Here is a 12217-nt window from a genome sequence, read left to right as displayed (position 1 = left end):
GCTGTTCGCAACAGGTTTCAAGCGGCCACGCACGGATAAAAAACACAAGGCTGCCGCGCTGCGCTGTTTGTGGCGGATTATCGTGAAGGGGCAGTGGCAAAAGTTTCGACACGCCGCTTACGGGCGTACGGCCGGGCAGATGGGCAGCAGATGGGCATATGGGCGGGCATATGGACGGGCATATGGGCGGGCATATGGGCGTACGGGCGGGCATATGGGCGCATGGCCGCGCGGACGGCAGGTGTACGGCGGAGGGCGGCGGAGGGCGGCGGAGGGAGGCGGCGCGTGTATGGACGGCGTGCGGGTACACGAGCGGCAAGTGTACGGCGGAGGGCATACAGGCGCGCTACTCGCGCGCCAACGGCCTCAAGGGCCTATGCATCGGAAGCTTCTTCGCCTGCCGGAAGGAGTTTTTTGCCGCCCTCAAGCAGGTTCGTGAAGTTTTCCGGGCTCATGGGGCGGGCATAGAGAAATCCCTGCGCCTGAATGGCGCCCAGCCGTGACAGAAACTCGCGCTGCGAAGCATTTTCAACGCCTTCGCACAGCACCCCCATGTTCAGATCCTCGGCAAGGCGCACAACACTGGTGATGATGCTCTTGTTTGTGGGCGCTATGGCTCCCGACCCCAGGAGGCCCCTGTCTATCTTTATGACGTCAAAGGGCACATCCTTGAGCACGTTCAGGCTGGAATAACCCGCGCCGAAATCGTCAAGCCAGATGGAATAGCCGTACTGTTTGAGCTGGCGCACGCTTTCGCTGATTTCTCCAAGATTCTTTACAAACACGCTCTCTGTGATTTCAAGGCCCAACCAGCGGGGCTCAAGCCCATAGGACTGCACCAGCGCATGGAGATCGTCCACAAAGGCCGGGTTTCTGAAGTGCTCGCGTGAAATATTCACGGACATGGGCAGCAATGCCTTGCCCGCGCGCTGGCGTGCCTGCAGGTACTGGCAGACCTGGCCATAGATGGTGAAATCCAGACCCGTTATGTCGCCCGACTCTTCCAGAAGCGGCACAAAATTTCCGGGCATGATCAGCGTGCCGTCCGGCGTGCGCATCCTGGCCAGGGCCTCCGCGCCCACAACGGCGCCAGTGGCGATGTCCACCTGCGGCTGCAGCAGAAAGAACACGCCGCCGTGCTCCAGAGCCTTGGTCACGTCTTCGTAAAGGCTTTGCCGTTGCAGGCGGCAGATCTCCATGGCCTCGGTGAACACGCCGCCGCGTGAGCGCAGGGTGGGCTTGAGGGAACGCCGCGCCTGATCCGCACGGGTTACGAGGGAATGCAGGCTTTCTGGCCTGCCCTCGACCGGGCAGACGCCGCCCACAAAAGCCAGGTGGCTGCGCGGGTGCAGCCTGCGTTTTTCCGCAAGAAACTGCTCGCCTTCGGCCACGAACTTGTCGGTTATGGCCTGCAAACTGTAACCATCGGGGATGGTGAAGAGTACGACGAAGCGATCGGCAAAAATGCGGCTGCCGCACACATATTCTTCGCGCCGCCGCAAAAAGGCGGCAAAGGCGCGCAGCATGCTGTTGCCAGCCCGTTCGCCGTAAATGCGGTTGAGCACCTGAAAACCCTGCATGTCGGCATGCAGAAGGCCAAAGCGCCTGGCCGTGCGGTCAGAACGCACCACGCACAAAGCCTGTTGCAGAAACGACTCATACTGCATGAGCCATGTGGTGCGGTCATACTGCTCCACACGGGCCAACAGACGGCGAACCTGGCAGCTTTCCGAGGTTTTCAGGTCAAATTCGGGTGCAAAATTTTCCATGGCCAGTGCAGTGGGCCAAACATCGCCCCTGCGTCCTCCCTCAGCATCCAGAAAATGCATGCCTCCCCCTTTTTGGTCCGGCACAAGGGCCCCACAGTGGGGGCTTCTACAATTCTGGGCGTGCAAGGCTAGCCTAGTCTGAAATCTTTTGTAAAGATTTTTCAGTAATGGCAGCAACAGCTATCACTATTATTCTTGATTGCGGCGCACCCACCAGTCCTTTTCCACACGGCCATACCACCAGCGGTTATGGTCCGTGCGCAAGACAACCTCCGCCAGTTCCCGGGCTTCGGGGCTGCGCAGCCTCTTGACCGCGCTTTCAAGCCATTGGGCGGCAAAGGCATTGCCCTTGTCGAGTTCTGCCTTGAGGTTGCAGATAAGATCAAGCTGATCCGCGTCGTGGGCCAAAACCGCTTCCGGGCTTACGCCTGCGGCAAGTTCGTCCCACAGGGGCAGCACGTCGGCTTCAAGGCCCGTGCCATCCACGCAGTCTTCCAGGGCGCGGCGCGCCTGGCACTGGTCATAACGGTGATTCACATAGTTGAAATCGCCTGTGCGCGCTTCATGCAGATCATGAAACAGGCAAAGAAAGGTGACTCGTGCCGGATCAAGGCCGCACATGCGCGCCAGCACATAACCCATGACGCTGACCCGGTAGGAGTGCTCCGCCACATTTTCCTTGCCGGAGCCAAGAAAGGCATAGCCGGTGCGCGGCGTGTGCCGCAGCATGCCAACCTCATTAAAAAAATCGGCGAGACGTTCCAACCGGGCAGTGGTGAACTCCCCGGCCTCTGCTTTGCTGTCTGTATCACTCATGACTTTTCCGGTACGATGATGGGCGCAAAAAACCGGCCCGTTGCAAAAACGCTATTCCATGCCATATTTGCGCAGCTTGTTGTGCAGCGTGGCACGGGTGATGCCAAGACGGCGCGCGGCTTCGCTCTTGTTGTCTCCGGCCAGGCGCAGCGTTTCCTCAATGGCCCTGCGCTCCACTTCGTCCAGGGGCAGCCCCGCCAGGGAGGCGTCCGGATCTGCCGGGCGTTCCTCCACCTGGGCTTCACTGGAGAGCATGGAGGGCAGTTCACGCCCGGTAATGAGGTCGCCGTGGCAGAGAATGACGGCGCGCTCCACCGCGTTTTCCAGTTCGCGCACGTTGCCCGGCCACGAATACCGCAGCATGGTGTCCAGCGCCTGGGCAGAAAACCCCCGCACGGCCTTTCTGTTGCGGCTGGCGAATTCTTCAAGAAAGTGGGCCGCCAGCAAGGGGACGTCCTCCGCCCTTTCACGCAGCGGCGGCACATCCACGCTGATGACGTTGAGGCGGAAAAACAGGTCTTCACGAAAACGCTTTTGCGCCACCTCAAGCCGCAAATCACGGTTGGTCGCGGCCAGAACGCGCACGTCCACCATAAGCTGCGTGTCGGAGCCAACGCGCTGCACCTCGCCCTGTTGCAGGGCGCGCAGCAGTTTGGCCTGAATGGACAGGGGCATTTCGCCCACTTCGTCCAGAAAAAGCGTGCCGCCGTGGGCCTGGGCAAAGCGACCTTCGCGCCGACGTTCAGCCCCGGTGAAGGAGCCTTTTTCATGCCCGAACAGCTCCGATTCCAGCAGGTTCTCGGCCAGGGCAGCGCAGTTTACCGTGATAAAGGGCTTGTCGGCACGGGAACTCAGGGCGTGCAGGGCACGGGCGACCAGTTCCTTGCCTGTGCCCGACTCGCCGGAAATCAGCACCGTAGCCTCGGTGGGGGCCACTGTGCTCATGATTTCCTGCATGCGGGCAATGGCCTTGCTGCGGCCAATAATGCCCGACATGGACGCGGTGTGGCTCAATTGACGGCGCAGCTCGCGGTTTTCAACGCTCAGGCGCGAATGCTCGATGGCCTGATGCAGGGTGTGCTTCAGGTTGTCAAAATCCAGCGGCTTGACCAGATAATCGTAAGCTCCGAGGCGCAGGGCCTCCACAGCCGTTTCCACAGACGAATACGCCGTCATGAGCACCACGGGCAGAGCGGGATTATATTCGAGAATGCCCCTGAGTGCGTTTATGCCGTTCATCCGGGCCATGCGCACGTCCGTCAGCACCACGGAAAAACTTTTTTCGCGCACCAGAACCACGGCCTCGTCCCCGTCCGAAGCCTCTTCCACGTCATAGCCCCACGAGCGGAGCATGGTCCGCAGCATGCCGCGGTGCGCCTGATCGTCATCAACCACAAGAATACTGTTGTTCACTCTGGCCATTCCTCCTGATCTGCTGGGGTGCGAGGCCTGATTGTCAGCCGCGCGACACAGCGGTTGGCGCGATCGATCTGTTACGAATGCCGCAGGATCGAAACAGTGATCCCCCTGGCGGGCTTGGCCGCTTGCGCATTTACACTTTGAACTACGTTACAGTGCTCTAGACGCGTTTTCGCTTTCTGCGCTCCACAAAGAGTTGCGACTCAGTCAGCGCCTCCGGCAGCCAGATGCGGAACAGGGTTTCGCCCTGTCCGCCAGGCGGCGCCTGCCGGGAGACGACGCTGATCTCCCCGTTATGCGCCTCAACAATCTTGTGCACCATGGCCAGGCCCAACCCGGTTCCCTGGCCCTTGGTGGTGAAGTAGGGGTCAAAAATGTGCGGCAACTGACGCGGTGGAATACCCACGCCTGTGTCGCGCACCATAAGACATACGCCTTTTTTGTTCCGGGTCGCCGCCAGGATCAGGCGTCCGCCTTTGGGCATGGCGTCCAGAGCGTTGATGCAAAGATTCAGCAGGGCCTGGCCCATGCGTTCCGGGTCTACCAGAGCCTTGGGCGCCTCGCGGGAGATCTTGCACTCGACCTCAACCCCGCGTTTTTCCGCGTCCTGGCCGATAAGGCGCACCACATGCTTCACAACGTCCGCAACGTTGCCGGGCCTTGGGGACACGTCGCTCGGGCGGGAAAGACCGATGAGATCCATGATGACGCGGTTGAGCCTGTCAACCTCGTTAACCATGACATTGGCTGCGGCGCGGTCTTCGCTGCCCTCGGGAAAGCGCTGACCGAAGTAGGTGGCATAGCCCTTGATCGAACTTAAGGGATTACGGATTTCGTGCGCCACCCCGGCGGCGAGGTTGCCCACAGCCGCGAGCTTTTCCTTGCGCCGCACTTCCCCTTCAAGGCGGCGTATTTCCACCTCGGCCCTGCGCTGCCGCTGGCGGGATTCCCGCGCACGCTCGGCGTAATACAGGGCCAGAAGGCAGGCCAGCCCCACAAGCAGGGTCACTGCCGAGAGCATGGCGACATAGTCCCTGTTCTGGCTGCGCGTAATTTCAAAGGGTGAGATATCCAGGCCAAGAAATATGATGGGCGTGGGATAGCCCCGCATGGAATCGCCCATTCCGGGCGAAAACTGGCGGTACACGGCAAAAACCCTGCGTCCTTCCAGGTGCATGATGCCCCAGCGCGCCAGCATGCCGGGGTTCAGCCCGCGCATGCGCGCCTCGTCCATCTCCTTGTCCTCAACCCGCAGGATCTCGCCCAGGCGGGAGCGGTCGCTGTGCGCCACTATGGTTCCATCGGGCATGGTCACCGCAATAAAGATAATGCCCGGACTGGACGCCATTTCTTCCAGCAGCACCTGAAGGCGCACCCCGGCCTCGCTGCGCATGCCGGAACGCAAAATACTTTCAAAAGCAATAATAAAGGATGAGCCCTTTTCGGCCAGCAAACGTCCCATGGCGGCTTCACTGCGCTCAATGGAAATAAAGGCCAGCAGGCTTATCATGAGGGCCAGCACAAGCACGGCCCCTCCCATGAGCAGACCCAGCGGCGTGCGCAGAACGCCCCGCGCGCCCTTTAGAGAAGCGTAGAGGCTTCCCGCAGACGCTTTCGGCACGGCAGGCCCGACTCCTTCACCCGTTTCATCGTATTTTGCACTCATAGGGCAGACATAGCTTCATGAGGCCGCACTGTCACCTGTATACAAGGCTGGCCATTAATATTTTGCACGAATCTTGCTGCGCAATGCGTATATAGTCCATTTTATGTTGCCAAGGCAACATGCCGCTGCCTCTATGATCATCTGGAAGCATGCGACATTGCCTCTTTGTTAACGGCTCATGCAAATGATTCGGGGTTGCTTGCGACATGAAAAAATACTCTTTCATTTCATTGTGATGGGTAGTCTGGTGCTTCCTACATTTTCTTTGGCGCAAAACCAGCAGTATGACATTTCACCCCAAGCCCAACCTCAATCCCAACCATGTATGCCCATGAGCGCACTGGGGGTGCCGCTTGATCTCCTGCCCCCGCAAAAGTGCGCCAAGGCCATTGCCATCATGGATGATTTTAAGAAAAAAAGCTTTAATTTACGCCAGCTTATTGCGACAAAAAAGCATGCGCTCGAAAGTCTCAGTTTTGACCAAAAAACGTCACTTGACACACTGCCGCGCCTGGGATATGAGGTGCAGGTTCTGCGCGATGAACTGCGCGCCGCGCATATGAATGCCGATCAGAGAATGCGCCTTGAAGTTGGCCTTCCATTGGGCACCCTGGCAAGCAGAGGCTGTAGCATGGACTTTGAACGTACGGCCTGGAGCGACAGACTGAAGTAGCTTATCGCAAACTGAATATATACTATCACAGGCTGGGGTTACGTCCTCAAGCGCTGATCATAAACATGGCACAGGCTTTCCCCAAAGACAAAACCGCCGCATCTGCCCTGACTGTCTAATTTTTAAACATACAACCATACACATGTATAAAAAACATCCACACGATTTTCGGCACCACGAAAGGCAAATTCGGAATACTCAAATAATTTAAATCGATTATCAAAAAATCATTCCACATTGTTGATAGTGGCACAAGAATTACTTTTAATAATGCAAGAATACGTTAAACGGATAGAAAAAATAAAAAAACAATTAAAAAGTCTAACCGCGCAAGAGCAAGCTTCTCAATCCGTCAAAAAGACGGAACTCGGAAAAATCCCGTGAAGCGGCAAATCAGCGCCTACTGGCTGTATTTTAAAGTTAGGCTGTAAGCAACGCCGCCACGGAGCCGTCAGAAGAGAACACTGCCGGATATTCCAACCCGGCAACTGGCAATAGCAACCCGCCCAAATTCAAGCGTCCGGCAAACCGAGGCGCACAACAACAGGGCAGGCCGAAACGTCAACGCGTCGCCAACCCAGCCAATCCGCCGACGGGCGGTAAAGATATACATGACATCAAACTTCCGTGAGGCCCTCCGCCCCCATTGAGGGCTTCCGGATCCCCCCCCCCCGAAAACCTCCTCCTTTGAACAGAACCTCTAACCATCGGAACATCCTCCCTCTCTCGGCCGCCGGTTGCCCCCGGCGGCCGCCTCTCATTTTAGAGCATGCACCACGTGAATGGTTCGCGTACGGCAGGCTTTTGCCTGCCTGATCGCAGTTCGCAACAGGGATTTTCTCAAAATCCCTGTCGTCCAGTCAGCTCATTTCATTCGCAAACTGTTCTGGGGACGTCAGCCGGAACTGCCTAAAATTCTTTCCCGAAGCAGCCGGAAGCGACCTCAATCTCCAGCCTCCCCGCACGGCACCCCCCGCGCGGCCCTCTGCAGCGGCGGCAGGGGCTTGCCAGTGTGTGGCAAGGGCTGACGGACACCGTGTTCTTCATGACGCATAAAACGTCTCGCACGCCCAAACGCGGCAAGCGGCCCTCTTTATTCAGCGGGCACAAAAAGTGCGCTGCCTTCATAAAGAGAGCCGCATGCGACGGTGATGTTGTCTCTGGCCCTGTCTATGGCCCTGTCTCTGGCCCTGTCTCTGGACTTATCCCCTCAGACCAGAAAACTTGTGCGCCATACTATAAACAATAAAAGTTTTAGGGTGTTGTGGCGGGCGGAGGGGGCGTGATGAAGGAGGCCCTTTTACAAAAGGGCCCTCCCCCACAAGGCATCTCAAGTGGCATCGCCTCAACGTGCTAGCCGAGCTTCATCTGCGCCACAAGGTTCTTCAGGGTGTGGGCCTGGCCAGCCAGATCGGAAACCGCCTGTGTAGCCTCTGCCATGGCCATGGCGCTCTGACGTGATATCTCGTTGACGAGCACAATGCTCTGATTGATTTCTTCGCTGGCCGCAGACTGTTCTTCGCTGGCAGTGGCAATGGCGTTGACCTGATCCGCCGTGGCTTCCACTGTCGCCACTATTTCTTCCAGCGCCTGCCCGGACTGACTGGCAAAGTCCGTGGCCTGGGCAATCTGGTCTACAGCATTGTCCATTGACCCCATACTCTTGGCCGTACTGTCCTGAATGGACCTGATGGCATGGCTGACATCCTTGGTGGAATCCATTGTTTTTTCGGCCAGCTTGCGCACCTCGTCGGCCACCACGGCAAAACCCCGCCCGGCATCGCCTGCTCTGGCGGCTTCAATGGCTGCGTTGAGGGCCAGCAAATTGGTCTGGTCGGCGATGTCGGAAATAACATTCATGATTTGCGAAATGCTTTGGGCATGGTCATTAAGCTCGGCCATATCGCCCTTGAGCTCCTCGGACATGCGCCGCACGGCTTCGATGCTTTCCACGGCCTGCTCGACAATATGTGCGCCAACCCTGGCCTTTTCTCTGGTGTGCACCGAAGCTTCTGACGCTGCGCTCGCGTTGCGGGCCACTTCCTGCACCGTGGCGTTCATCTCGTTCATGGCTGTGGCTGCCTCGGAAAGGCGTTGCGCTGCCTCTGAGGCGCTGCGGTCGGACTGCTCTATCTGTGCGGCAAGCTGGGTTGAGGCGGAAGAAATGACGCCGATGGAGGTTTCCAGTTGCCCGGCGGCGGTCAGCATGCCGTCCTGACGGGCGGTTTCGGCCTCCTTGCGCGCCACCTGGGCCTCTTCCATGGCGACGCGGGCTTCGCCCGTTGCCATCTCCGCCTGATGGGTTTTTTCTTCACTTTCCTTGAACAGGCCGCGCAGCTTGCCCACCATGCTCTGTATGCCGCTGGAAAGCCCGCCGATTTCATCACCTCTGCTGGCGGCTTTGGCCAGGGCTTCCTCTTCATGCGGATCAGGATTAAAGTTGCCGCCGGCCACCACCTGCACATACTTTTCGCTGATCTTCAGGGATCGCGCTATGCCGCGCGACACAAACACAATGACCACGCCGAGCACAAGCGCCGTGATTACGCCCACAAGCACGTTGGCCTTGAGAAGCCTGCTGGTGGGTGCAAGCATCTCGTCCCTGTCGGCGACCATGACCACATGCCAGTTGCTTTCGGGCATATGCCGATAGTAGGCCACCATTTGCTGTTCGCCACGGGCGAAGCGCACGCTCCCGCTTCCGCTGACCAGGGCTGCCTTCACAAAGGGTTCCTGGCTGCAGTCCTTGCCCAGCAAAGACTTGTCGGGATGCATGATGGCCGTCCCCGAACTGTCATACACGGCGCAATATCCGTGTTTTCCCATCTTGATGGTATCTGTGGTGCTCTCGCTCAGACGGGCCAGACTCATATAGGCGTACAAAACGCCCTGCGATTTGCCCTGGGCCATGACGGGAGCCGCCACCATGGTGGACATTTCGCCCGCATGGTTACGGATATTTTCCATGCTCATCTGACCGGCAAGGGCCACCTGCACGGACTTTCGGTCGCGCAGGTTGCCGCCGATCATTTCTCTGGTGGTATGGGCCACCACAATGCCTGAAGCATCAATCAATCCTGCGCCATTAACCATGCCGAAATGCTGTGAAAGATCGTCAAGCACACTCTGGACGTCCGGCTCTCCGAGGCTGTCGAGGCCAGCCTGGTTGCCTGTGCTGGTGAACAGGGCCTTTTTGACATGAGCCGATTCGGCATTGGTTCTGATGAGGCCGTGCGTCATTCGCTGCACAGAGCCCAGCCCTTCAATCTGCTTGTCTATAACGCTGTCAAATTCGTGCGCGACCTGCTCTGTGAGCGAATGTTCTGCCTGCCAATAACTGAGACCGCATACAGCAGCCAGGCCAAGTAGGGATGGAACCAGAATGGTAAGCATCATCTTGTTCATTATTCCCATTTTCATATTCAAGACCTCTGGATTCATGTGTATTTCAGATTGCTGGCGGAAGAAGGAATCGCGCCGAATCAAGGCTGGAAAGCGAGGAATGTCGGAGGGGGGAACTGAGGAATTGAACCGGAAGGAGGGTGTAGATTCCTGACTGCGCTGTCCAGGTTAATTTACCTATATAGCTTTTCGAGTTATTTTGCAAAAAATATTATGGCAAATGCGCAATTATTTCAAAAAAGTTTTTCACACCCGTGCGGCAAGAGCGTATTTTGGGGGGCGAAGCCTCAAATGGAAGAACGCGCGACACGACACGGCCGCCCGCGCCAGCGGGCAGGCTTCGATAAAACCAATAAAAGAGGGAAGATGGGTATCGTCCAGTACCGAAGGCTGGCATCCAAAGGCCAGTACGGAAGCTGACTATCATAAAAATGATATCTGAAGACAACTATAGGAAGGGCGAGATGAAAGCAGTCACATTTTGAAAAAGTGTGACTGCTCTCATGCTGAACAAAAGTGCAGCGCGTCGCAACATGGCGTGGATTCAGCCGGGAAATGCGATTTTCGGCTGAATGAACACGCTAAAATGTATAGGATTTCAAAGGCAATCAGGCCAGGAGCCATACTCAGCAGAGTACGGTCAGGCGCAGTTCCTGCTGGCAGGCGGGGTCAAAAACCAGGCGGGCAGGCGAAAGCCCCAGCCCCTCCCAGGCGGCACGCAGTTCGCCGCGCGTTCCCCATATATATCCCTGGCAGGAAGGGGGCACGTGCAGCGATTGCAAGCGCAACGGCGCGGGCATTCCCAAAGAGCCAGCCTGTGCGGCCATGCTCGAAGACGCCGCCTGCGCGGCCATGCTCGAAGACGCCGCCTGCGCGGCCATGCCCGAAGGTGCCGCCTGTGCGGCCATGCTCAAAGACGTCGCCAGCGCGGCCATGCTCAAAGACGTCGCCAGCGCGGCCATGTCCAAAGGTGCCGCCTGTGCGGCCAGGGCGCGACGCACCGCCAGCAGCAGTGCCCGCCCCATAATGCGGCTGCCCAGGGCATTGTCCACAGGGCCTGCCAGCACGGCCTTGGCCAGCGCGGCTTCGGGCGCAAGCCCCATGCGGATAACGGGCACCCCTGCCTCCTGCGCCAGAAGCCAGCCCTGCGCGAGACAGTCCAGCGTCTCTTCCAGCGGCCACGGCGCATAGAGATTCTGCCGCCACATGCGGGCAAGGGCCGTACCCTCAAGCACAAGGCAGGGGTAAAAACGCAGCATGTCAGCCCCGGCATCGAGCGCCAGGGGAACGTCGCGCAAAAAATCCCCCGTGCTGTTGCCCGGCATGCCCGGCAAGAGCTGCACCCCCAGCGTCAGGCCAGCTGCCTTCACACGGCCGCAGGCCGCGAGGGCCGTGGCCCCGTCATAGCCCCGCTTTGAGGCGGCAAGGGCATCATCGGCAAAGCTTTGCACGCCAAGTTCCACGCAGCGGCAACCGGCAGCGCGCAGTCGCGCAAGGACGGCCGCGTCCACGCAGTCCGGCCGGGTTGAACAGCGGAAGCTGCGAATCCAGCCGCGCTCAAGAGCACTGCGCGCCAGATCCAGACAGGCGTTCTGATCCTGTACGGGCATGGCCGTGAAGGTGCCTCCATAAAAGGCCAGCTCGGCTGGCGGCAGGCCCATGGTATGACGTTGTTCAAGGTTTTCGCTGGTCTGGCGCAGCAGGGCCACAAGGGAAGACGCAGGCAGAACCGGCGCGCCGGAAGAGGGCGCGGCAGGGTCCATGCAGTTGGCAAGCCCTGTCTGCACGTCTTGTGCGCAGAACACGCAACGCACCGGGCACCCGCTGAAAGGAAGAAAGAGGGGAATCAGGGCGTACCCCTGGGGCCGGGGCACGAACCAGGGCACGGTTGAAGAAAAAATTCGGGCAGATACCGTTTTCATATATGCTCAATGGCTGCGAAGCCACGTGCGGCGCGCACAATGGCTCTTTATGCGTAAGAAGACAATTTTTAAGAAAAATCTTGCTCTGCCCGTTAGTTGCGTGTATTTTACACAAAAGTGCGCTTCATGTGAAGTGTGCCATCGTTGCCCGTTGGGCCATACCTGTCCATATCATGTTTTGTGACAGCCATACCAGCGCATTGTTACGCGCCGGAGAACTCACAATGAAAAAAACACTGACCAAAGCGGACATCGTGGAGGCCATCTACGAAGAAACCGACAAGAACCGCGTTGATGTAAAGAACGTGGTTGAAAAACTGCTGGATATAATGAAGTCCGCCATCAAAAAAGATCGGGCTTTGCTCATCAGCGGATTTGGCAAGTTCGAATGCTATGACAAAGCATCACGCAAGGGGCGCAATCCCAAAACAGACGAAACCATCACCCTGCCCCCGCGCAAGGTTATGGTGTTCCGTCTGTCGCGGAAATTCCGCTCGGAACTGAACCCCTAAGTCGGCAACAATACGCCTGTGCCTTCACGGCGGGCCTT

The 12217-nt window shown here is 58.2% G+C and carries 8 protein-coding genes; 2 read left to right on the top strand and 6 right to left on the bottom strand.

Translation table 11 applies throughout. The features are described from left to right. Positions 1-374 precede the first annotated feature (374 nt). The 4 genes from RBR41_RS06020 to zraS all read right to left on the bottom strand — a co-directional run bounded on the left by RBR41_RS06020 (position 375) and on the right by zraS (position 5670). Positions 375-1829, bottom strand: a complete 1455-nt coding sequence (locus tag RBR41_RS06020; RefSeq protein ID WP_320351678.1) for a GGDEF domain-containing phosphodiesterase — start codon at positions 1827-1829, stop codon at positions 375-377. Between the two features lie 129 nt (positions 1830-1958). Next, the gene (locus RBR41_RS06015; RefSeq protein ID WP_320351677.1) at positions 1959-2585 is read right to left on the bottom strand and encodes an HD domain-containing protein; all 627 of its coding nucleotides are present in this window, start codon (positions 2583-2585) and stop codon (positions 1959-1961) included. Positions 2586-2636: 51 nt separating this feature from the next. Beyond that, the gene (locus RBR41_RS06010; protein WP_413785133.1) at positions 2637-3998 is read right to left on the bottom strand and encodes a sigma-54-dependent transcriptional regulator; all 1362 of its coding nucleotides are present in this window, start codon (positions 3996-3998) and stop codon (positions 2637-2639) included. 166 nt (positions 3999-4164) lie between these two features. After that, positions 4165-5670, bottom strand: a complete 1506-nt coding sequence (zraS, locus tag RBR41_RS06005) for a two-component system sensor histidine kinase ZraS (protein ID WP_413785132.1) — start codon at positions 5668-5670, stop codon at positions 4165-4167. Positions 5671-5869: 199 nt separating this feature from the next. On the opposite strand from zraS, the gene RBR41_RS06000 reads away from it, so the two are divergent. After that, entirely contained in the window at positions 5870-6343 is a 474-nt protein-coding gene (locus tag RBR41_RS06000; protein ID WP_320351674.1) for a hypothetical protein, read from the top strand. A gap of 1353 nt (positions 6344-7696) precedes the next feature. On the opposite strand, the gene RBR41_RS05995 is transcribed toward RBR41_RS06000, so the two are convergent. Continuing rightward, the gene (locus RBR41_RS05995; RefSeq protein WP_320351673.1) at positions 7697-9763 is read right to left on the bottom strand and encodes a methyl-accepting chemotaxis protein; all 2067 of its coding nucleotides are present in this window, start codon (positions 9761-9763) and stop codon (positions 7697-7699) included. A gap of 608 nt (positions 9764-10371) precedes the next feature. Next, positions 10372-11667: a radical SAM protein gene (locus tag RBR41_RS05990; protein WP_320351672.1), complete on the bottom strand. Its 1296-nt coding sequence runs from the start codon at positions 11665-11667 to the stop codon at positions 10372-10374. Between the two features lie 224 nt (positions 11668-11891). On the opposite strand from RBR41_RS05990, the gene RBR41_RS05985 reads away from it, so the two are divergent. Beyond that, complete coding sequence (locus RBR41_RS05985) at positions 11892-12179, top strand: integration host factor subunit alpha (protein WP_179980258.1); 288 nt, start codon at positions 11892-11894, stop codon at positions 12177-12179. Positions 12180-12217 lie beyond the last annotated feature (38 nt).

Origin of the sequence: Desulfovibrio sp. (assembly GCF_034006445.1) — a bacterium.
GTDB lineage: Bacteria > Desulfobacterota > Desulfovibrionia > Desulfovibrionales > Desulfovibrionaceae > Desulfovibrio.
This window is presented reverse-complemented; position numbering and strand designations above follow the sequence as displayed.

What these genes read in the sequence shown, in the direction of transcription:
- RBR41_RS06020 (WP_320351678.1), bottom strand. Translation starts at nt 1,829, where the DNA reads ATGCATTTTCTGGATGCTGAGGGAGGACGCAGGGGCGATGTTTGGCCC.
- RBR41_RS06015 (WP_320351677.1), bottom strand. Translation starts at nt 2,585, where the DNA reads ATGAGTGATACAGACAGCAAAGCAGAGGCCGGGGAGTTCACCACTGCC.
- zraS (WP_413785132.1), bottom strand. Translation starts at nt 5,670, where the DNA reads ATGAGTGCAAAATACGATGAAACGGGTGAAGGAGTCGGGCCTGCCGTG.
- RBR41_RS05995 (WP_320351673.1), bottom strand. Translation starts at nt 9,763, where the DNA reads ATGAAAATGGGAATAATGAACAAGATGATGCTTACCATTCTGGTTCCA.
- RBR41_RS05990 (WP_320351672.1), bottom strand. Translation starts at nt 11,667, where the DNA reads ATGAAAACGGTATCTGCCCGAATTTTTTCTTCAACCGTGCCCTGGTTC.
- RBR41_RS05985 (WP_179980258.1), top strand. Translation starts at nt 11,892, where the DNA reads ATGAAAAAAACACTGACCAAAGCGGACATCGTGGAGGCCATCTACGAA.